The following is a 20,248-nucleotide window of genomic DNA, read 5'->3' as shown; positions in this document are numbered from 1 at the left end:
ACGACATGAGCTACACGGAGACAATCGGCAGCCGCACCTATCGTTTTGCCGATCTGAAAACCTTGATGGCGAAGGCGAGTCCGCTGCGTTCCGGCGATCAACTCGCCGGCGTCGCGGCGGCCAGCGAGGAAGAGCGCGTCGCCGCGAAGATGGCGCTCGCCGACGTGCCGCTGCGCACGTTCCTCAACGAAGCGCTCATTCCGTACGAGAGCGACGAAGTCACGCGGCTCGTCATCGATACGCATTCGCCTGAAGCATTCGCCGAAATTTCCCATCTGACGGTCGGCGAGTTTCGCAACTGGCTGCTGTCGGCTTCGACGGATACGGCGGCGCTCACGCGCATCACGAAAGGCATCACGCCCGAAATGGTCGCAGCCGTCTCGAAGCTGATGCGCAATCAGGATCTGATTCTCGCAGCGCGCAAGCGGCCTGTCGTCACGCGCTTTCGCAACACGGTCGGCTTGCCGGGACATATGTCGGTGCGCCTGCAGCCGAATCATCCGACGGATGACGTGAAGGGCATCGCGGCGTCGATGATCGACGGTTTGATGTACGGTTGCGGCGACGCGATGATCGGCATCAACCCGGCTTCCGACAGTCTCGCGGCAATCACGACTCTACTCGCGATGATCGACGATTTCCGCACGCGCTATCAGGTGCCGACGCAATCGTGCGTGCTGACGCACGTGACCAGCACGATCAAGGCGATCGAAAAGGGCGCGCCCGTCGACCTTGTGTTCCAGTCGATTGCCGGCACCGAGAAAGCGAATGCCGGTTTCGGCATTTCGATTGCGCTGTTGCAGGAAGCCTATGAAGCAGGGTTGTCGCTCAAGCGCGGCACAGTCGGCGACAACCTGATGTACTTCGAAACGGGGCAAGGCAGCGCGCTGTCGGCGAACGCGCATCATGGCGTCGATCAGCAGACTTGCGAGGTGCGCGCGTATGCCGTTGCCCGTCAGTTCAATCCGTTTCTGGTGAATACGGTAGTTGGCTTTATCGGTCCGGAGTATCTGTACGACGGCAAGCAGATCACGCGCGCGGGCCTTGAAGATCATTTCTGCGGCAAGCTGCTCGGCGTGCCGATGGGTTGCGACATCTGCTACACGAATCACGCGGAAGCCGATCAGGACGACATGGACAATCTGCTGACGCTGCTCGGCGCAGCGGGCATCAACTTCATCATGGGCATTCCGGGCGCAGATGACGTGATGCTGAATTATCAAAGCACGTCGTTCCATGATGCGCTGTACGTGCGCGAAGTGCTCGGTTTGCGCCGCGCGCCCGAATTCGAAGAATGGCTGGAGTCGATGCAGATCACCGATCCGCGCGGCGCATTGCTGAATGCGCCAACGCGTCAGCCCTTGCTCGAAGGCGCAAGCGAATGGATGGGCATCGCATGAGCGACTCGATCGAAAAGAATGCGTGGCAGACATTGCGTGCTTTCACGAATGCACGCATTGCGTTAGGCCGCGCGGGCAACAGTCTGCCGACTGCGCCGTTGCTCGCATTCAACCTTTCCCACGCGCAAGCACGCGACGCCGTGCATCATCCTCTCGATGCCGACGTCCTGCACGAACAGTTGCGCGCAAACGGCTTTGCTTCATTGGACGCGCACAGTGCCGCGCCGGATCGCGCGCATTATCTGCGTCGTCCGGACATGGGCAGACGCCTATCCGATGAGAGCCGTGAAGCGCTCAGCAAGGCAGAGCTTAAAGAAGCACCCGATGTCGTGTTCGTGATCGCCGATGGACTCTCCGCGTTCGCTGCATCGAAGCAGTCCGTTCCGTTCCTGCAAGCGATCACGAAGCGTCTCACCGACTGGAAGATCGGACCTGTCGTCGTCGCGCGGCAATCGCGTGTCGCGTTGGGCGATGAGATCGGCGAATTGTTGAAGGCGAAGCTGGTCGTGATGCTGATCGGCGAAAGGCCGGGGCTGAGTTCGCCGGATAGTCTCGGCGTTTATCTGACGTATGCGCCAAAGGTCGGATGCAGCGACGCGCAGCGCAATTGCATTTCTAACGTGCGGCCCGAAGGTCTCGACTACGAAGCGGCTGCGCACAAACTGCACTATCTGATGACGCATGCGCGCCGTCTGGGTTTATCGGGTGTGGGCCTGAAAGACGACAGCGACGCGTTGCTGCAAGCCGAACCAGCGTCGGCAGCGATATCCGACGACGCGAAAAAATAATGCCCAGGCGCCTGGAGCGCCTGGGCATTACTCAAAACATCGACATAGATCAAACAGCGTCGGCCTTGCTCACCGGATGCTTTTCGAGCCACGCATTCTCATCATCGTCGTACAGCCGCGAGCGCGTCAAAAACCGCAACCCCGTTGGCCGCTCCAATGAAAACATGCCGCCATTACCCGGCACGGCGTCGATGATCAACTGCGTGTGCTGCCAATACTCGAACTGCGATTCGCTCATATAGAACGGCACGCCACCAATCTCGCCCAGCCGCACATCCGATCCGCCGACCATGAACTCGTTCGACGGAAAACACATCGGTGCGCTGCCGTCGCAACATCCGCCCGACTGGTGAAAAATAATCGGCCCGTGTTCGGCGCTCAACTGCTGGATCAGCTTGATGGCCGCAGCCGTCGCCACGACACGCGCAACGCCTGCTTCGTTCATCGCGCTTCCCCTCTGGCTTTGACCTGCAGAAAAAACGGGCGAACCGCGCCGCGCGAATCGCCCAACAGGAGCACTACGCTCAGAAGAAGCCCAACGGTTTGTCGCTATAGCTGACCAGCAGATTCTTCGTTTGCTGATAGTGATCGAGCATCATCTTGTGATTCTCACGTCCGATGCCCGACTGCTTGTAGCCGCCGAATGCCGCATGTGCCGGATAAGCGTGGTAGCAGTTCGTCCACACACGGCCAGCCTGAATCGCGCGGCCGAAGCGATAGGCGCGCGTGCCATCGCGGGTCCAGACGCCGGCGCCGAGACCATAGAGCGTATCGTTGGCGATTTCGAGCGCTTCGTCTTCGTTCTTGAACGTCGTGACGGACACGACTGGCCCGAAGATTTCTTCCTGGAAGATGCGCATCTTGTTGTGACCGCGGAACACGGTCGGCTTCACGTAATAGCCCTTCGAAAGCTCGCCGTCGAGCTTGTTCTGCTCGCCGCCAGCGAGACATTCGGCACCTTCCTGCTTGCCGAGATCGATATACGACAGGATCTTTTCCAGTTGTTCCTGCGAAGCCTGCGCGCCGATCATCGTCTTCGAATCGAGCGGGTGGCCTTGCTGGATCGCGGCGACGCGCTTCAATGCGCGCTCCATGAAGCGGTCATACACCGATTCTTCGACCAGCACGCGCGACGGGCACGTACACACTTCGCCCTGATTCAACGCGAACATCGCGAAGCCTTCGAGTGCCTTGTCGAAGAAGCTATCGTCCTTGTCGAGCACGTCGGCGAAGAAGATGTTCGGGCTCTTGCCGCCCAGTTCAAGCGTCACGGGAATGATGTTCTGGCTCGCGTACTGCATGATCAGGCGGCCCGTCGTCGTTTCACCCGTGAAGGCGATCTTCGCGATGCGCTTGTTCGATGCGAGCGGCTTGCCTGCTTCGAGACCAAAGCCATTCACGACGTTCACCACGCCTTTCGGCAGCAAGTCGTGAATCAGCTCCATCATCACAAGGATGGAAGCAGGCGTTTGCTCAGCCGGCTTCAGCACGACGCAGTTGCCTGCGGCGAGTGCCGGTGCGAGCTTCCACGTGGCCATCAGGATCGGGAAATTCCACGGAATGATCTGGCCGACCACGCCTAGCGGCTCATGGAAGTGATACGCGACGGTGTCGTGGTCGATTTCGGAAATGCCGCCTTCCTGCGCGCGCACAGTGCCGGCGAAATAACGGAAGTGATCGATGGCGAGCGGGATGTCGGCGGCCATGGTTTCGCGCAGCGGCTTGCCGTTGTCGATCGTCTCGGCGACGGCCAGACGTTGCAGGTTCGCTTCCATCCGATCGGCGATCTTGTAGAGGATGTTCGCGCGCTCCGCGACCGAGGTCTTGCCCCATGCCGCTTTCGCACGATGCGCGGCGTCTAGCGCCAGCTCGATATCGGCCTCGCGCGAACGCGGAATCGACGTGAACGGCTCGCCCGTGATCGGCGAGATGTTGTCGAAATATTCGCCGCCAACGGGCGCCACCCATTCACCGCCGATGAAATTCGCGTACTGCTTCTTGTACGGGAATTCGGTCGTCAGAAACTTCATCTCTGCGTGATTCATCTGTGTGCTCCTCACATGAATGTTTGGATGTCGATGTATTTGGTTGGGTATATCCACCCGGCGTCGCGATGTTCTGCTGCCGCGGGTGCTTATCGCCAGAAGCGTGCCAACACGCAGGTGAGGGTGGCCGATGCCGGTGCACGCAGCACTGCCGCGATGCATTGCCGTTTTGTGGGTCGGAAGGTGCGCGTGGATGACGTTGCATCCATGAGCAGTTCAAAACGCGAGTGTTCATCGAATGAACAGGGCTTGGCGTTGCACAGGCGCATTGTGTGCCGATCCGTTCGGCATGAGACTTGCGTCCTTTACGCGCTTGTCAGCTAAATGTCACATGCAGGTGCATATTCATCATCGACGCCCCATATGACGACCGATCTCTCTTTCCCGTCCTCACAAGCGGCTGCGTGCCGCGTCGAAACGAGCGTCGCGCATGACGCCGATGAGCAGGCGCGCAACCTTCACGGCTGGACGCAGACCTACGATCAGCTCACGGCGGGGCGTTTCGTCGGCAGACTGACGGGGCTGCATCTCGACGACATGCACGTATTCTGCGAGACGACCAGCCAGTCGCTGCGGCAAACCTGCGAGGTGCCGTCCGATGCCTACTGGTTCGGCATTCCCGCTAGCGATGACAATCCCGGTTTCGGCCGCATCGGGCCGCAACCGATCAGCGCCGACACGCTCGCGTTCCAGCGCGGCGGCATCGAGTTCGAACTGCTGACGCCGGGCGACTATGCGATTTTCGGCGTGGTCGTGCGCGGTGAGGTGCTGCATCGACATGCGCAAGCCGTCGAACACGCGGATCTGATCGATCGCGCCGCACACACGGGCGTCATTCCCATCGATATGGAGCAGAAGTCGCGTTTCTGCACGCTGCTCACCCATGCGCTCGACGAAACCAGCAACGCTGCGCTATCGGATCGTGCCCGGCGCGACCTGCAAACGTCGGTGCTGTCGTCGCTGTTCGATCTGTGTTCGTCGACGTCGCTCGAACCAGTGGCCATTCCGGCGCGGCCGCGCAGGCAATGGATCGTGTCGGAAGCGCGTGACTATGTGCTGGCGAACCGCGATCGTCCTGTCGGCGTGCCGGAATTGTGCGAGCACCTGCACGTCAGCCGCCGCACGCTGCAGTACTGCTTTCAGGACGTGCTGGGCCTCGCGCCCGCCAACTATCTGCGCGCGATCCGTCTGAACGGCGCGCGCCGCGACCTGTGTGGCGCGGCGCCCGGCGAGCGCACCGTGCAGGACGTCGCCGCCGCGTGGGGCTTCTGGCATCTGAGCCAGTTCGCCACCGACTATCGCAAGCTGTTCGGCGTGCGTCCCTCCGAAACGCTGAAGTCCGCCCATTCTCCCGCCAGCGCCTTGCTCGCTCACTAGCAGTGACCGGCTGCTCGCCGACCGCCCGTCGTCCGGCCCGCGTTTACGCATCGGCTAGAATTGCGGCGTGGGCGGACTGTCTCGCCGCCCGACCTGTCCTCTGCATCGACTGCACGTCACGCGTTCCCTTCCGTCCCAATGTATCCACAACAAGCTGTGGATAACCGCGAGGATAGCCGGGCGAAACGCGTGTGGAATCGATGTGGACGTAAACGGGGTAACTCGATACTCGCGTCTGAAGCGAAAAAGTTGTTCATCGAACGCCATGCGGTGCGCACACAAAGCGCATGCGGTTATGCGTCCGGCAAAACGCTGATTCGTTTCGGTAAACCTGTGTTATCCACAGAAAAGCGCTGTGCTTGTTAACTTCTACTACGTATACATACAGGTAAACCTATTGTCTATAAGCCTCTGCGCGTGGGAAGACGCCCGGAGGCCACCAGCTGGAGAATCACCGTGTTCACTTGTATCAACCAGAGCTGCGGTGCGCAGTGGGAACTGTCCGACGTCGTGATCAAGAACGAAGGGCAAGGTCTTCTGTTTCGCTGCCCGATGTGCGGCGCACGCAACTACGTCGAGCGCTTCGACGCCGACGACGGCACGATCGTCTACGAGCAGATCGAAGGCCGCCCGTATAACTAAGCTCACATCGATACCGACATGACAGACAAGGCTCGTCCTTTCAGCGAACTGCCGCTTTCACCCGCGGCGCTCGCCAATCTCACGCAACTCGGCTATGTCGAGATGACGCCCATTCAGGCCGCGAGCCTGCCCGTCGCGCTGGCCGGCAACGATCTGATCGCGCAGGCCAAGACGGGCAGCGGCAAGACGGCTGCGTTCTCGCTGGCGCTGCTGGCGCGGCTCGACACGCGCCGCTACGCAGTCCAGGCGATGGTGCTGTGCCCGACCCGCGAACTCGCCGATCAGGTCACGCAGGAAATCCGCCGCCTCGCGCGCGCGGAAGAAAACATCAAGGTGCTGACGCTGTGCGGCGGCACGCCGATGAAGCCGCAGACCGCGAGTCTCGAGCATGGCGCGCATATCATCGTCGGCACGCCGGGACGCATCATGGATCACCTCGAGCGCGGCAGCCTGTCGCTCGACGGGCTCAATACCCTCGTACTCGACGAAGCAGACCGCATGCTCGACATGGGCTTCTTCGACGATATCGCGAAGGTCGCGCGCCAATGTCCGAAGGAGCGGCAGACGCTGCTGTTCTCGGCGACGTATCCCGAAGGCATCGCCAAGCTGAGCCAGCAGTTCCTGCGCAACCCGAAGGAAGTGAAGCTCGAAGAGCGTCACGACAACAGCAAGATCCGTCAGCGTTTCTACGAAGTGACGGAAGATGAGCGTCTGCATGCCGTTGGCCTGCTGCTGAATCATTACCGGCCCGTGAGCACGATTGCGTTCTGCAACACCAAGAACCAGTGCCGCGATCTGCTCGACGTGCTGCGCGCACAAGGCTTTCATGCGCTGGCGCTGCATGGCGAGCTGGATCAGCGAGAGCGCGATCAGGTTCTGATCCAGTTCGCGAATCGAAGCTGCTCGGTGCTGGTCGCGACGGATGTTGCCGCGCGTGGTCTTGACATCGCGCAACTCGAAGCGGTGATCAACGTCGACGTGACGCCGGACGCGGAAGTGCACACGCATCGTATCGGCCGAACGGGCCGCGCGGATCAGGAAGGCTGGGCGCTGAGCCTTGCCAGCATGAACGAGATGGGGCGCGTGGGCAGCATCGAGGAAGCGCAAGGGCGCGATGTCGAATGGCACCCGCTGGCGGAACTGAAGGCTGCCAGCAATGAACCGCTGCTGCCGCCGATGGAAACGCTGCAGATTCTCGGTGGCCGCAAGGAAAAGATCCGTCCCGGCGACGTGCTCGGCGCGCTGACGGGCGATGCTGGTTTCAACGGCGCGCAGATCGGCAAGATCAACGTGACGGAGTTTTCGACCTATGTGGCCGTCGAGCGGAACGTTGCGCGTGACGCGCTGCGCAAGCTCAATGCGGGCAAGGTCAAGGGCAAGAAGGTGAAAGTGCGTTTGATGGACGAGTGATGCGGTGCGACAGGCGGCGTGCAAGCGCCGCCATTCGTGCGAGTGTCGATGCGCATACTTCATACGAATAGACGCACGATGCGCAGGCATCACTCCTTCTCATGGCTGTTGAAATACCTCCGTTTCGCGCGCCGGCCGTGCTGCTGGCGAGGCGCGCGGGCGCTGGCAGCGGGTTTCCGACCCGTACACCGCAGCGACTCGCATGAGCGAAACGCATGCCGCGCATGACAAAGTTTCGATTGTTCTCGTGCGCGCCTTGTTGCCTAATCGTTCAAACTGAACGGGCCTGACGCACAACGCGGGGCCCGCCGATTTGCAGCGAGAAGGAGGAATCTCATGCAGAGCGCCTTGCAAGCCCGCTCGAAGTTGCCCGACGTCGGCACGACGATTTTCACCGTCATCGGCCAGTTGGCCGCTGAACACAACGCATTGAACCTGTCGCAGGGCGCGCCGAATTTCGCGCCCGACGAAGCGCTCGTGGATGGCGTCACCAAAGCCATGCGCGCCGGCCACAACCAGTACGCGCCGATGGCCGGTATCGGCGCGTTGCGCGCGGCGCTAGCGGCCAAGGTCGAAACGCTGTACGGCGTGCACTACGATCCGTCGACGGAAGTGACGGTGATCGCCAGCGCCAGCGAAGGCCTGTATTCGACCATCAGCGCGCTCGTGCATCCCGGCGACGAGGTGATCTACTTCGAGCCGTCGTTCGACAGCTACGCGCCCATCGTGCGCCTGCAAGGCGCAACGCCGATTCCGATCAAGCTGTCATTGACCGATTTCCGCGTGAACTGGGACGAAGTCTCGGCAGCGATCACGCCGAAGACGCGCATGATCATCGTCAACACGCCGCACAACCCGACCGCGACGATTTTCAGCGACGCCGATATCGAGCGGCTGAAGGCCCTCACGCGCAACACGGACATCGTGATTCTTTCCGATGAAGTGTACGAGCACGTCGTGTTCGACGGCGCGAAGCATCACAGCATGGCGTGTCATCGTGAACTGGCGGAGCGCAGCGTGATCGTGTCGTCGTTTGGCAAGTCGTATCACGTGACGGGCTGGCGCGTCGGTTATTGCCTCGCGCCTGCCGAATTGATGGACGAGATCCGCAAGGTCCACCAGTTCATGGTGTTTTCCGCCGATACGCCGATGCAGTACGCGTTCGTCGAAGCGCTATCGAATCCGCAAAGCTATCTTGGTCTTTCCGCGTTCTATCAGCACAAGCGCGATCTGCTGGCGCGCGAACTCAGCGAGTCGCGTTTCGAGTTGCTGCCGAGCGAAGGCAGCTTCTTCATGCTCGCGCGTTTCCGCGGCTTCTCGGAGGAAAGCGACAGCGACTTCGTGCTGCGTCTGATCCGCGACGCGAAGGTCGCGACCATTCCGCTGTCGGCGTTTTATACGGACGGCACGGATTCCGGCCTGATCCGCCTGAGCTTTTCCAAGGACGATGAGACCTTGATCGAAGGCGCACGCCGTCTTCGCTCCATTTGAGGACCGCACGATGATGCAGGAATCGATCAAGGCCGCTGTTATCCAGATGAGCAGCAGCGCCGACGTTCAGCAGAATCTCGGCGAGGCGCGCCGCTGGGTGCATCAGGCCGCGGCAGAAGGCGCGAAGCTGATCTGTCTGCCCGAATACTTCTGCTGGATCGGCGACGACGAAATGCAGCGCGTCGCGCTTGCCGAAACCTTCGGTGATGGTCCGATCCAGCACGCGCTGGCCGAACTCGCGCGTGAAACGGGTGCGTGGCTGATCGGCGGCACGGTGCCGGTCAAGCCGTCACAAGGGCCGCAGGTCGGCACGCATGCGTACAACACGTCGCTCGTGTTCGATCCTTCGGGACAATGCTCGGCGCGCTACGACAAGATCCATCTGTTCAGCTTCAACCAGGGCGCGGAACAGCATGCGGAAGGCGATACGATGGTCGGCGGCGAGAGCGTCGGCACGGCGCAGGGTCCGTTCGGCACGTTGCGCCTGTCGGTGTGCTACGACTTGCGCTTTCCCGAGCTGTATCGCGCGCAACCTGCGGCCGATGTGATCGCCGTGCCCGCTGCATTCACCTACACCACGGGCCTCGCGCATTGGGAAATGCTGCTGCGCGCGCGTGCCGTCGAGAACCAGGCCTTCGTGCTCGCGTCCGGCCAGTGCGGCACGCACTCGAATGGCTGGCGGACTTTTGGTCACAGTATGATCGTCGGGCCGTGGGGCGAAGTGCTCGCACGGCATGACGACGAACCCGGCATCGCACTCGCGACGCTGACACAAAGCGCGCTCGACGAAGCGCGCAACCGTCTGCCGGTGCTTACACATCGGCGCATCGCCACGCCGTCTGACGTGCGTTGAACCGCATTGAACATAAGGGGAAGGAGATCGATATGAAGCTTGTGAAGAATCTGCTGATGCTGGCGTGTGCGTTCGCATCGGTGGCGACGGCGTCGGCAATGGCCGCCGATGCCACCTCGCTGCGCTACGGCCTCGAGGCGCAATATCCGCCATTTGAATCGAAGGGTTCGAGCGGTGAGTTGCAGGGCTTCGATATCGACGTCGGCAATGCCGTCTGCAAGACCGCGAACCTGAAGTGCAGCTGGGTCGAGACGTCGTTCGACGGTTTGATTCCCGCGTTGCAGGGCCGCAAGTTCGACGCGATCAACTCGGCGATGAACGCCACCGAAAAGCGCCGTCAGGCCATCGACTTCACCAACGTGATCTACCGCGTGCCGACCTCGCTGATCGCGCGCAAGGACAGCGGGCTGCAGCCTACGCCGGAATCGCTGAAGGGCAAGCGCGTCGGCGTGCTGCAGGCGTCGATTCAGGAGACGTATGCGAAGGCGCATTGGGAAAACGCCGGCGTGACGGTGGTGCCGTATCAGGATCAGAACCAGGTGTATGCCGATCTCGTCGCGGGCCGCCTCGATGCGACGCTGGTGCTGGCGCCGGCGGGACAGACGGGTTTCCTGTCGCGTCCTGATGGCAAGGACTTTGCGTTCGTCGGCCAGCCGGTGCGCGACGACAAGATTCTCGGCAGCGGTGTCGCGTTCGGCATCCGCAAGGGCGATGCTGCGCTGCGCAACCAGCTGAACGCGGCCATCGCCAAGGTGCAGGCGGACGGCACCGTCAAGACGCTCGCGGAAAAGTACTTCGGCAATATCGACGTGTCGGCGAAGTAAGCGGATTTGCCGCGTCACGCGACGCGCCGCATGCCTCGACGGGCATGCGGCGCGTTTCTTTTTGTGCGACAGCTACGAGATAAAGTCAGACAAAAAGAATCATCGAAAGGCGATGGAATAAAGGCTGCAAAGATCCTGTTAGCGCAGCAGGAACCCAAATTTTGCACGACCGACGATCATGTCCCGCACCCATCCACCGTCCGACACGCCGCTCACCGAAGCGGACATGCAGGCCTTCGCCGACGGCAATCTGCCGCCCGAGCGGGCGGCCCGCGTGCGGAACTATCTCGGCTCACGGCCGGGCGAGGCGGACCGGATCGCGTTCTACCGGCAACTGAACATGGAAATGCGCAGCGTGTTCGAAGGCGCGTTTCCGCAGCGAATCCGTGCGCATGGCGGCAGCGACCGCGGCGGACGCGGCAGCGCTAGCGAGCGAAGCGTCGATTTGCGGCCCGCGCTGCGCAGGTTTTTCGCCAGACGCATCGGCGTCGCGTTGCTCGGCTTCGTGCTGGCCTTTGCAATGGCTGGCGGGTGGTGCTTTGCGTCGCGTGTGTCGCCGGAAATGCTCGATGCAGCCGCCGTCATGGCGCTGATGCGCGAATCCGGACATCCGGCCGCCGCTGCGGCGCAAGCCGCGTCCGACGATCCGCATGCAGTCGATCTGGCACCTTTGGGCCTGAAACTGGCGGGCGCGAGGACGCGTCATCCGAACGCGCTGGCGAGCATCGACATCCTCGATTACCGGAATGCCGACGGTGAACCTGTCGTGCTGCTGTCGGCGCGTGCGCCGTTTGCGCTGGATCAGCCGCACTGGGCGGCGCAACGCATCGGCGACGTGCGGCTGCTGACCTGGACCGTGAAGGGACGGCGCTACGTCCTTGCTGGACGCGCCACGACACACGGCCTGATGCGAGCCGCCGACGCGCTGACAATGCGCTAACGGCGCGCTGACGGTGCGTTGAAAAGCGCACCGTGAATTTGCCGATTCGCACGTCCCTATGCCGTTGCCGCAAAACAAAGCGGAATAAAATGGAAAAGGTTGTGTTCTCTGCTTCAAGAGGCGTCGCGCGTGACGGACTGTGCGCCACGCGATATTCGATGGGTAGAGCAAATGGACATCCGTAACGAGTTGATGGAGCACGTGCCGCGATTGCGTCGTTACGCGCGCGCGCTGATCAGCAATCGCGATCTTGCCGACGATCTCGTGCAGGACACCCTCGAACGCGCGCTCACGCGCACGAAGATGTTCGAGGCAGGCACCGATCTGCGTGCGTGGCTTTTCACGATCATGCACAACGTGTTCGTCAATCAGGTTCGCAAGTCGTCGTCGCGCGCCGTGCATGTTTCGGTGGATGACGAGAGCATCGTCGAAAGCGAATTCGCGGTATCGGGCGAGCAGACACGGTCGCTCGAAGTGCGCGATCTGGATTACGCGTTGCAGCGTCTGCCTGCCGATCAGCGTGAAGTGGTGCTGCTCGTCGGTCTGGAAGAAATGAGTTACGCCGAAGTGGCGATTGCACTCGATATTCCCGTCGGTACGGTGATGTCGAGGCTCTCGCGTGGACGCGAGCGCTTGCGTGCGTTGATGGCGGGCGCACAGCCCGGCGCGAAACTGAAGGTGGTGCGATGAGCGATCAACAGACTCCTGTCAGCGAAGAGGATATTCAGGCGTACGTGGACGGCATGCTGTCCGACGAGCGTCGTGAACAGGTGGAGCGCGCGATCGAATTGAATCCTGCGCTGGCGGCGCGCGTCAGCGATTACTTTTCGCTGAACAACATGTTTCATGAGCGCTATGACCGCGTGCTGAGCGAGCCGGTGCCGGCGCGCTTGCGCATGCCGGAAAAGCGGCGCTGGCTCAGTGCGGCGAACTGGCCGCAATTCGCGGGCATGGCGGCGGCGCTGGTGCTGGGTATCGGCATTGGCGTGGGCACGAATATGGGCAAGGACGTCGCGATGCCGTGGGCGTCGTCGGCGGCGGGCACGTCGGGTACGCGGCCTGTTAGCGCCGATGCGTCGGAAGTGTTTGCACAGAAGGCGGCGCTCGCGCATGTGGTGTACATGCCTGCCGTGGATCGTCCCGCGCAGATCGGCGAGGGGCAGGAGCAGGATTTCGTGCAGTATCTGGCGAACAAGCTCGGTACGGACGTGCATCCTCCCGTGCTGACCAAGAATGGTTACGAACTGGCCGGCGGCCGCATCTTGCCCGGCGACGATGGACCGGTCGCCCAGTTCATGTATCACAACGCGAAGGGCGAGCGCGTGACGCTGTGCATTTCTCATCGCAAGGTGAATGCGAATACGACGGCGTTCAAGCTCTATCAGGAAGGGCCGGTGAATGTTTTCTATTGGGTCGATGGTGACTTCGGTTATGCAGTATCGGGCGGCATCGATCGCAAGGTGATGCTGCAGATTGCGCATGACGTCTACGCACAATTGACGGCAGCGACGCCGGGTTGAGTTTCCTGTTGTGTTGATGTTGGCGGCTGCATCTTCGGATGTGGCCGTTTTTTTTGTACTTATCGTTAGCTATCCGTAGTTATTTTTTAGTGAGAAAGACGGGAATAGATTGCGACGTCGCGCGGTTCGGCAATGTGCGTACCGCACGTTTTCTAAGGAGCTGGAAATGAAGATGCTCGCACTGTTGGCCGTCTCCGTCGCTGTACTCGGATCGACGAATGTGTTCGCGCAAGGCAAGACGCGCGCGCAGGTGTATCAGGAGTTGATCGAGGCGCAACAGAACGGATTGAATTTCGTCACCGATTCGTCGTATCCCGATGTGAATCCGATGTTTCAGAACACGGTCGACTATCTGAAGAAACAGGCAGCGGCAAAAGCCGAAAACGCGAACAAGATGGCGAAGGCGGCTTCGGATGCGGCAGTGCCAGGGAATTGATGGGCGCTTTTGCTTCTTTTGCGTTTTGTGTCGCGCGCGGGGAAAAGAAAAAGGCCGGTTAGCTTTCGCTAACCGGCCTTTAAATTCTTGGTGGGGCGTGAGTGACTCGAACACTCGACCTACGGATTAAGAGTCCGCTGCTCTACCAACTGAGCTAACGCCCCCAACAGAAGCGAAATTATGCAGGAGTTTTTCTTGCTTGGCAAGCCCTTCTCGCAAAATTCTTAAAAAAACTTTGCGGCAGCCGCTAGCAACGCAAACGTCCAAAGGAAATACACCGCAAGCACCATCGAAGCGCACGGGCGTTCGTGCCGGTATCATGTCGCGACACGATGATGCGCGGCTTTCCGCGCGGCTCCAACGGGAAATCATGATGGACGATAACGAAGTCCGGGAACTGCTCGACCGCGTGCTTGCGCCGTGGGTGCGGGCGCTGTCGCTGACTCCCGTGAAGGTCGACGACGAAAGCGCGACGCTGCGGCTGCCGTTTTCCGGCGAATTGCGGCACAGCGGCGGCGTGATCTGCGGCCAGGTCTTCATGGCCGCTGCCGATACCGCGATGGTCGTCGCTATTTCTGCCGCGCTCGGCGGCTTCAAGCCGATGACCACCGTCTCGCTGAACATCAGCTTTATGCGCGCGGTGCGCAAGGGCGACGTTCTCATCACGGCGCGCGTGCTGCGCATGGGTCGCAATCTGGTATTCGGCGAAGTCGAACTGATCGACGAAGACGGCAAGATGGCCGTCCACGCCACCACCACTTACGCGCTCATCAACTGAGCGGGCCCGCTGGCAGCGCACAGGCGCGCCGCGGCAATCGAAGGAAGCAACGGATGTTCGATCAGGTCGTATTCGCCGGCGGCGGCAATCGCTGCTGGTGGCAGGCAGGTTTCTGGGACGTGGTCCAGCCGGAATTGAAGATCAGGCCGCGCGTGATCACGGGCATTTCGGCGGGCGCCGCCACGGCGTGCATGCTCTACACGCGCGACGCCGACTGGGTGATGCGCTACTACGAGAACGCGTTGCGCAACAACAAGAAGAACGCGTACTGGGGCAATCTGCTGCGCGGCGAATCGGTGTTTCCGCATTATCGGATCTACCGCCAGGCGCTGCTCGATATCTACGGCGACCGCTTTGCGCAACTCAAGGACGCGCCGGAAATCCGTATCGGCGTATCACACGTGCCGCGCTGGCTGGGTGCACGTAGCGCCGTCGCCGCGGGGCTGATCGCGTACAACATCGAAAAATATGTCCGCAAGACGCTGCATCCGACGCTCGGTCAGTCGCTCGGCTTTCATCCGGAATTTGTGCGCGCGCAGGATTGCGCGAGCGTCGAAGATCTCGCGGATCTGATTCTGCAATCGTCGTGTACGCCGCCGTTCACACCGGTGTTGCGGCGTAACGGGCGGCCCGTGCTGGATGGTGGGATGGTCGACAACGTGCCCGTCGGCGCGCTCGATCAGGCGCCCGGCATGGTGCTGGTGATGGTGACGCGCATCTATCCGCGTCCGCAGATGTTTGTCGTGCCGCATGGCGCGCAGGAGCGGCTGTACGTGCAGCCGTCCCGCAAGGTGCCGATTTCGAGCTGGGACTACACGAGTCCGTCGCAAATGCAGCACGCATACAACCTTGGCCGTGTCGACGGCGAGCAGTTTCTACAACGCATGCCTGAACTGCTCGACGCCGCCGCGCACGACTAAAGCACCCGCTTAAACGAAATGCGGCCCGTACAGGGCCGCATTCGCACACTTGGTACCAGAGGTCCGGTTACTTCCGGCGGCCGCCTTGCAGCGCCTCAGGATTCGCCACGCTCGCCGTTTCGCCCTGATCGAAGGCGAGAATATTCTTGAACGCCGCGCTGAAGTACAGCTCGTAGCTTTCCTTCTCGACGTAGCCGATGTGCGGCGAGCAGATCACGTTTTCCATGCGCAGCAGGCTGTAGCCCTGCAGGATCGGCTCGCTTTCGTACACGTCGATCGCCACCATGCCCGGCCGGTTGTGCGACAGCGCGCCGACCAGCGCATTGTCTTCCAGCAGTTCCGCACGGCTCGTGTTCACGAACAGCGCCGTCGGCTTCATGCGCATCAGATCGTCCTGCTTGACGATGCCGCGCGTGTCGTCGTGCAGGCGCAGGTGCAGCGACAGCACGTCGCTCTGTTCGAACAGCGCTTCGCGGCTTTCCGCGACCTGATAGCCATCGGCGGCTGCCGCCTCGCGCGTGTGGTCGCGGCCCCAGATCAGCACGTTCATCCCGAACGCCTTGCCGTAACCCGCCACCAGCCGCCCAATCTTGCCGTAGCCCCAGATCCCGAGCGTCTGTCCGCGCAATACCTGACCGAGACCGAAGTTCGGCGGCAGTGCGGAAGTCTTCAGCCCGGATTGCTGCCAGGCCCCTTGCTTAAGGTTTGCTACGTATTGCGGAATGCGGCGCTGCGCGGCCATGATTAGGGCCCACGTCAGTTCGGCGGGCGCGATCGGTGAGCCGACGCCTTCGAGCACGGCAATGCCGCGCTCCGTACAGGCGGCCATATCGATATGGCTACCAGCGCGGCCCGTCTGACTGATCATGCGCAGATGCGGCAGCTTATCGAGCAGTTGCGAGCTGATGCGGGTGCGTTCGCGGATCAGGACCAGTGCGTCGACTTCCGACAGGCGGCTGGCGAGCTGGCCCAGACCGCGGACGGTGTTGTTGAAAACCTTGACCTCGTGGTCGGCGAGCATTTGGAAACAGTCGAGCTTGCGGACGGCGTCTTGATAATCGTCAAGGATGGCAATCTTCATGGCGTATATGTTTTTCGACGCACCATGCAGGTGCGGAACGGAGAGTCTTGTTCGGGTGTCCCATCATGTGACCTGGACCACATGATGCTTGTTGTGAATGCCTTACCGTACAAGGAGCCGCGATGACGGAGCCACGACGGAGCGGCAAGTTCCCTAGTTTTTAACAGTTTGTTGCATGTCCACGCAAGCCGCTTTACAGACGGTTTCAACGTGCCGGCGACAGGCTGAAGGCCCTTACGATCTGCTCGATCGCGCGCAGCGTGGAATATCCGCTGCGCCGGTTGCCGCCTCTCGCATGCAGCGTCGCTGGGCTAGCACCGTTTTTCTTTTTCTACCAAAACGGAGACAGCTCGATGAATCATCCCGCATTCGCAGGCCTTTCGACCCTCGAAGCGCCTGCCTGGGTCAAACATCAAAAACTGATCGAGTGGGTGCAGCGCGTCGCGGCGCTGGTCAAGCCGGAACGGATCGTCTGGTGCGACGGTTCGCAGGAGGAATACGACCGCCTGTGTGCGCAGATGGTCGCGGCCGGCACTCTCAAGAAGCTCAACCCGGCCAAACGGCCGAATTCCTATCTGGCCTGTTCCGATCCGTCGGACGTCGCGCGCGTCGAGGATCGCACCTTTATCTGCTCGCAACGCCCGGAAGATGCCGGCCCGACCAACAACTGGATTGCGCCCGACGAAATGCGCGCGACGCTCGGCGGCCTGTTCGACGGCGCGATGCGCGGCCGCACGATGTACGTGGTGCCGTTCTCGATGGGTCCGCTCGGCTCGCCGATCGCGCACATCGGCGTCGAATTGAGCGACAGCCCGTACGTCGTCACCAACATGCGCATCATGACGCGCATGGGCCGCAAGGTGTACGACGTGCTCGGCGAAGACGGCGATTTCGTGCCGTGCGTGCATTCCGTCGGCGCGCCGCTCGCGGCGGGTCAGAAGGACGTCGCATGGCCGTGCAGCGACACCAAGTACATCGTCCATTTCCCGGAATCGCGTGAAATCTGGAGCTACGGCTCGGGCTACGGCGGCAACGCGCTGCTCGGCAAGAAGTGCTTCGCGCTGCGCATCGCATCGACGATGGGCCGCGACGAAGGCTGGCTCGCCGAACACATGCTGGTGCTCGGTGTGACGTCGCCGGAAGGCAAGAAGCATCACGTCGCGGCGGCGTTCCCGTCGGCGTGCGGCAAGACCAATTTCGCGATGCTGATTCCCCCGCAGGGCATGGACGGCTGGACAATCTCGACGATCGGCGACGATATCGCGTGGATCAAGCCGGGCAAGGACGGGCGTCTGTACGCGATCAACCCGGAGGCGGGCTATTTCGGCGTCGCGCCGGGCACGAGCGAGAAGACCAATTTCAACGCGATGGCGACGCTGAAGGAGAACGTGATCTTCACCAACGTCGCGCTCACCGACGACGGCGACGTCTGGTGGGAAGGCATGACGGACGAACTGCCTGCCCATCTGATCGACTGGCAGGGCAAGGACTGGACGCCCGCCATCGCGAAGGAAACGGGCCGCAAGGCTGCGCATCCGAATGCGCGCTTCACGGCGCCCGCATCGCAATGTCCGTCGATCGACGCCGATTGGGAAAATCCGGCGGGCGTGCCGATCGACGCGTTCATTTTCGGCGGACGTCGTTCGACCACCGTGCCGCTCGTCACGGAAGCGCGCGACTGGGTCGAAGGCGTCTACATGGCGGCGACGATGGGTTCGGAAACAACGGCGGCGGCAGCGGGCCAGCAGGGCGTCGTGCGACGCGATCCGTTCGCGATGCTGCCGTTCTGCGGCTACAACATGAGCGACTACTTCGGCCATTGGCTGAACACGGGCGCGAAGCTGGAGCAGATGAGCGCGCGCACGCCGAAGATCTTCTGCGTCAACTGGTTCCGCAAGGGCGACGACGGCAAGTTCGTGTGGCCGGGTTTCGGCGAGAACATGCGCGTGCTGCGCTGGATGGTCGGCCGGATCGAAGGCGAAGCGCAGGGCGAGGAGCACGCGTTCGGTGTCTCGCCGCGATACGAAGATCTCGACTGGAGTGGTCTGGATTTCACCCGCGAGCAGTTCGAACAGGTGATTTCCGTCGATGATGCCGCGTGGCGCAATGAACTCGCCTTGCATGGCGAACTGTTCGACACGCTGAGACACGGCCTGCCTACTGCGCTGCAAAATACGCGAGATGCGCTGGAAAAGAAGCTGGGTTCGTGATTTTGTAAGCGCTCACTGACACACAGCAAAGCCGCCTCCGGGCGGCTTTTTCGTCATTTCGGCCATTTTCGTGCCACCTTTCGACCCCCATTCTGCCGCCGACGCGTCGCTTTCGCTGTTCGAGCTATCTGAGCGTTTCCGACGCGACGCAGCAAATTGTTTCGACAATGGGAACAATCGGGTGTCCGCCATTCCGTCCCCTAAGATATTGACTCAAATATTTAGAAAATTTCTATGTTTCGAGGCAACTTCTGCAGGATTTCCCTAGTCGTAGGAAAATCCCAAATGTGCTTCCTGTTCGCGGGGGAGCGGTAATACGGCAGGAGTTGTCCATGGATCATTTGCAGTCAATGCGAGTATTCGTCAAAGTGGCGGATCTCGGAAGTTTCGCCCGCGCGGCTAGCGCGATGGATATTTCAAACGCAGTCGCCACCCGTCACGTCGCCGATCTCGAAGGCCGTCTTGGTACCCGACTGCTCAATCGCACCACACGTAGTCTTTCGCTGACCGAGTCCGGTCAGGTTTATCTGGAACGCGCGCGTCAGATTCTCGACGAGCTCGAAGACGTCGAGCAGATGGTCGTCGCGCGAAATCATGAGCCGGTTGGCACCTTAAGGATCGTCGCGCCGGTCGTGTTCGGTCTGCACAATCTCGCGCCCGTGCTGCAGACGTACGCCGAGCGCTATCCGAAAGTGATTCCCGATGTCACGCTGGTCGACCGGCAAGTCGATCTGGTCGAAGAAGGCTTCGACGTCGGCGTGGTGATCGCGCGAAATCTGCGCAGCGCCAGCATCGTCACGCGTCGGCTGACCACGGGCTGCATGACCGTCTGTGCAACGCCGGCATATCTGGAAAAGCACGGCACGCCGACGCGTCCGGAACAACTGATCGAGCATCCGAGCCTGTCGCTGCCCTCCGAATACTGGGGCGACGAGCGTGTGTTCACGGGTCCGGATGGCGAAGTGCGCGTGCGCCCGACCAACGTGATCGTCGCGAACAATACGGAAATGCTGCGTCAGTTCGCCTTGCTCGGCATGGGCATCGCGATCCTGCCGAGCTATCTGATCGGCCGCGACACGACGCGCGGCAAGCTCGTGCGGCTGTTGAGCGACTATCGTCTGCCGCAAGTCGAAATCAACATTGCGTACCCGAGCCGTCGCCACCTGCCGGCCAAGGTCCGCACGTTCATCGACCATCTCGTTGAGCACTTCAACCAGACGCCCAACAGCAAGCTCGGTGAACAATGGGTGAAGGACGGCGTGGAGCGCGCACCGTCGATGCTCGAATCGACGGCAATGTCGATGCCGCCGGAAGCGTTCGACGGCGCCGAGCCGCTGTCGAGCCTGCTCGATGGCGAAATCCCCGCCAAACCGGCCACGCGCACGCTGAACCGCTCGCGCAATCTGGCGACGCCGACGCATTGAGGCGATTGCGGCAGCGTCCTGACGGGCGCTTCCGATAGCCGACAAGCGATAGCCGATAAAAAAGCGCAGTCACCGTTGAGGTGACTGCGCTTTTTGTTTAGCGCTCAGA

At 61.4% G+C, this 20,248-nt stretch carries 19 protein-coding genes and 1 tRNA gene; 16 read left to right on the top strand and 4 right to left on the bottom strand.

Annotated elements, in window-relative coordinates; all coding sequences use genetic code 11:
- Positions 1-5 precede the first annotated feature (5 nt).
- Positions 6-1,400 carry an ethanolamine ammonia-lyase subunit EutB gene (locus DK391_RS03775; RefSeq protein ID WP_109476663.1) on the top strand — a complete coding sequence of 465 codons (1,395 nt, stop codon included), beginning with the start codon at positions 6-8 and terminating at the stop codon, positions 1,398-1,400.
- Positions 1,397-2,188, top strand: a complete 792-nt coding sequence (gene eutC, locus DK391_RS03770; protein WP_109476792.1) for an ethanolamine ammonia-lyase subunit EutC — start codon at positions 1,397-1,399, stop codon at positions 2,186-2,188. Before DK391_RS03775 ends, eutC begins: the two co-directional genes overlap by 4 nt.
- Before the next feature lie 49 nt (positions 2,189-2,237).
- Here eutC and DK391_RS03765 read toward each other — a convergent pair whose 3' ends face one another.
- On the bottom strand, positions 2,238-2,633 hold the full coding sequence (locus DK391_RS03765; RefSeq protein ID WP_109476662.1) for a DUF779 domain-containing protein: 396 nt from the start codon (positions 2,631-2,633) through the stop codon (positions 2,238-2,240).
- Between the two features lie 79 nt (positions 2,634-2,712).
- The gene (gene adh / locus DK391_RS03760) at positions 2,713-4,233 is read right to left on the bottom strand and encodes an aldehyde dehydrogenase (RefSeq protein WP_109476661.1); all 1,521 of its coding nucleotides are present in this window, start codon (positions 4,231-4,233) and stop codon (positions 2,713-2,715) included.
- Positions 4,234-4,596: 363 nt separating this feature from the next.
- Between adh and DK391_RS03755 the strand changes: the two genes are divergently transcribed.
- The 10 genes from DK391_RS03755 to DK391_RS03710 all read left to right on the top strand — a co-directional run bounded on the left by DK391_RS03755 (position 4,597) and on the right by DK391_RS03710 (position 13,726).
- The gene (locus tag DK391_RS03755) at positions 4,597-5,610 is read left to right on the top strand and encodes a helix-turn-helix domain-containing protein (RefSeq protein ID WP_109476660.1); all 1,014 of its coding nucleotides are present in this window, start codon (positions 4,597-4,599) and stop codon (positions 5,608-5,610) included.
- A gap of 456 nt (positions 5,611-6,066) precedes the next feature.
- Positions 6,067-6,252: a hypothetical protein gene (locus DK391_RS03750; protein WP_007581925.1), complete on the top strand. Its 186-nt coding sequence runs from the start codon at positions 6,067-6,069 to the stop codon at positions 6,250-6,252.
- Positions 6,253-6,270: 18 nt separating this feature from the next.
- The gene (gene dbpA / locus DK391_RS03745) at positions 6,271-7,662 is read left to right on the top strand and encodes an ATP-dependent RNA helicase DbpA (protein ID WP_109476659.1); all 1,392 of its coding nucleotides are present in this window, start codon (positions 6,271-6,273) and stop codon (positions 7,660-7,662) included.
- A 336-nt stretch (positions 7,663-7,998) separates the two neighbouring features.
- Positions 7,999-9,153, top strand: a complete 1,155-nt coding sequence (locus DK391_RS03740) for a pyridoxal phosphate-dependent aminotransferase (RefSeq protein ID WP_109476658.1) — start codon at positions 7,999-8,001, stop codon at positions 9,151-9,153.
- A 10-nt stretch (positions 9,154-9,163) separates the two neighbouring features.
- Positions 9,164-10,006, top strand: a complete 843-nt coding sequence (locus DK391_RS03735) for a carbon-nitrogen hydrolase family protein (RefSeq protein WP_109476657.1) — start codon at positions 9,164-9,166, stop codon at positions 10,004-10,006.
- A 32-nt stretch (positions 10,007-10,038) separates the two neighbouring features.
- Positions 10,039-10,830: an ABC transporter substrate-binding protein gene (locus DK391_RS03730; RefSeq protein ID WP_109476656.1), complete on the top strand. Its 792-nt coding sequence runs from the start codon at positions 10,039-10,041 to the stop codon at positions 10,828-10,830.
- Between the two features lie 178 nt (positions 10,831-11,008).
- Complete coding sequence (locus DK391_RS03725; RefSeq protein ID WP_109476655.1) at positions 11,009-11,770, top strand: anti-sigma factor; 762 nt, start codon at positions 11,009-11,011, stop codon at positions 11,768-11,770.
- 171 nt (positions 11,771-11,941) lie between these two features.
- Positions 11,942-12,460, top strand: coding sequence for an RNA polymerase sigma factor (locus DK391_RS03720; RefSeq protein ID WP_109476654.1), 519 nt, complete (start codon positions 11,942-11,944; stop codon positions 12,458-12,460).
- Entirely contained in the window at positions 12,457-13,290 is an 834-nt protein-coding gene (locus tag DK391_RS03715) for an anti-sigma factor (RefSeq protein ID WP_109476653.1), read from the top strand. The genes DK391_RS03720 and DK391_RS03715 overlap by 4 nt, the downstream gene beginning before the upstream one ends.
- A gap of 166 nt (positions 13,291-13,456) precedes the next feature.
- Entirely contained in the window at positions 13,457-13,726 is a 270-nt protein-coding gene (locus tag DK391_RS03710; protein ID WP_109476652.1) for a DUF4148 domain-containing protein, read from the top strand.
- Positions 13,727-13,814: 88 nt separating this feature from the next.
- Here DK391_RS03710 and DK391_RS03705 read toward each other — a convergent pair.
- A tRNA-Lys gene (locus DK391_RS03705) sits at positions 13,815-13,890 on the bottom strand.
- A gap of 209 nt (positions 13,891-14,099) precedes the next feature.
- On the opposite strand from DK391_RS03705, the gene DK391_RS03700 reads away from it, so the two are divergent.
- Together DK391_RS03700 and DK391_RS03695 are read left to right on the top strand one after the other, a co-directional pair.
- A complete protein-coding gene (locus DK391_RS03700) occupies positions 14,100-14,504 on the top strand; it encodes a PaaI family thioesterase (RefSeq protein WP_109476791.1) in 405 nt (134 codons plus the stop codon).
- Between the two features lie 53 nt (positions 14,505-14,557).
- Positions 14,558-15,424, top strand: coding sequence for a patatin-like phospholipase family protein (locus DK391_RS03695; RefSeq protein WP_109476651.1), 867 nt, complete (start codon positions 14,558-14,560; stop codon positions 15,422-15,424).
- Positions 15,425-15,491: 67 nt separating this feature from the next.
- On the opposite strand, the gene DK391_RS03690 is transcribed toward DK391_RS03695, so the two are convergent.
- Positions 15,492-16,505 carry a D-2-hydroxyacid dehydrogenase family protein gene (locus DK391_RS03690; RefSeq protein ID WP_109476650.1) on the bottom strand — a complete coding sequence of 338 codons (1,014 nt, stop codon included), beginning with the start codon at positions 16,503-16,505 and terminating at the stop codon, positions 15,492-15,494.
- 353 nt (positions 16,506-16,858) lie between these two features.
- Here DK391_RS03690 and DK391_RS03685 point away from each other — a divergent pair, with 353 nt between their 5' ends.
- Entirely contained in the window at positions 16,859-18,715 is a 1,857-nt protein-coding gene (locus tag DK391_RS03685) for a phosphoenolpyruvate carboxykinase (GTP) (protein WP_109476649.1), read from the top strand.
- 332 nt (positions 18,716-19,047) lie between these two features.
- Entirely contained in the window at positions 19,048-20,139 is a 1,092-nt protein-coding gene (locus DK391_RS03680) for a LysR family transcriptional regulator (protein ID WP_109476648.1), read from the top strand.
- The last annotated feature ends 109 nt before the right edge of the window (positions 20,140-20,248 follow it).

It is taken from the genome of Paraburkholderia sp. C35, assembly GCF_003121405.1.
Taxonomy (GTDB): domain Bacteria; phylum Pseudomonadota; class Gammaproteobacteria; order Burkholderiales; family Burkholderiaceae; genus Paraburkholderia.
This window is presented reverse-complemented; position numbering and strand designations above follow the sequence as displayed.

Coding starts and splice junctions, on each gene's coding strand:
- DK391_RS03725 (WP_109476655.1), top strand. CDS start 11,009: ATGTCCCGCACCCATCCACCGTCCGACACGCCGCTCACCGAAGCGGAC.
- DK391_RS03765 (WP_109476662.1), bottom strand. CDS start 2,633: ATGAACGAAGCAGGCGTTGCGCGTGTCGTGGCGACGGCTGCGGCCATC.
- DK391_RS03720 (WP_109476654.1), top strand. CDS start 11,942: ATGGACATCCGTAACGAGTTGATGGAGCACGTGCCGCGATTGCGTCGT.
- DK391_RS03680 (WP_109476648.1), top strand. CDS start 19,048: ATGGATCATTTGCAGTCAATGCGAGTATTCGTCAAAGTGGCGGATCTC.
- DK391_RS03690 (WP_109476650.1), bottom strand. CDS start 16,505: ATGAAGATTGCCATCCTTGACGATTATCAAGACGCCGTCCGCAAGCTC.
- DK391_RS03685 (WP_109476649.1), top strand. CDS start 16,859: ATGAATCATCCCGCATTCGCAGGCCTTTCGACCCTCGAAGCGCCTGCC.
- DK391_RS03735 (WP_109476657.1), top strand. CDS start 9,164: ATGATGCAGGAATCGATCAAGGCCGCTGTTATCCAGATGAGCAGCAGC.
- DK391_RS03740 (WP_109476658.1), top strand. CDS start 7,999: ATGCAGAGCGCCTTGCAAGCCCGCTCGAAGTTGCCCGACGTCGGCACG.
- DK391_RS03710 (WP_109476652.1), top strand. CDS start 13,457: ATGAAGATGCTCGCACTGTTGGCCGTCTCCGTCGCTGTACTCGGATCG.
- adh (WP_109476661.1), bottom strand. CDS start 4,233: ATGAATCACGCAGAGATGAAGTTTCTGACGACCGAATTCCCGTACAAG.
- DK391_RS03775 (WP_109476663.1), top strand. CDS start 6: ATGAGCTACACGGAGACAATCGGCAGCCGCACCTATCGTTTTGCCGAT.
- DK391_RS03755 (WP_109476660.1), top strand. CDS start 4,597: ATGACGACCGATCTCTCTTTCCCGTCCTCACAAGCGGCTGCGTGCCGC.
- DK391_RS03715 (WP_109476653.1), top strand. CDS start 12,457: ATGAGCGATCAACAGACTCCTGTCAGCGAAGAGGATATTCAGGCGTAC.
- eutC (WP_109476792.1), top strand. CDS start 1,397: ATGAGCGACTCGATCGAAAAGAATGCGTGGCAGACATTGCGTGCTTTC.
- DK391_RS03730 (WP_109476656.1), top strand. CDS start 10,039: ATGAAGCTTGTGAAGAATCTGCTGATGCTGGCGTGTGCGTTCGCATCG.
- DK391_RS03700 (WP_109476791.1), top strand. CDS start 14,100: ATGGACGATAACGAAGTCCGGGAACTGCTCGACCGCGTGCTTGCGCCG.
- DK391_RS03695 (WP_109476651.1), top strand. CDS start 14,558: ATGTTCGATCAGGTCGTATTCGCCGGCGGCGGCAATCGCTGCTGGTGG.
- dbpA (WP_109476659.1), top strand. CDS start 6,271: ATGACAGACAAGGCTCGTCCTTTCAGCGAACTGCCGCTTTCACCCGCG.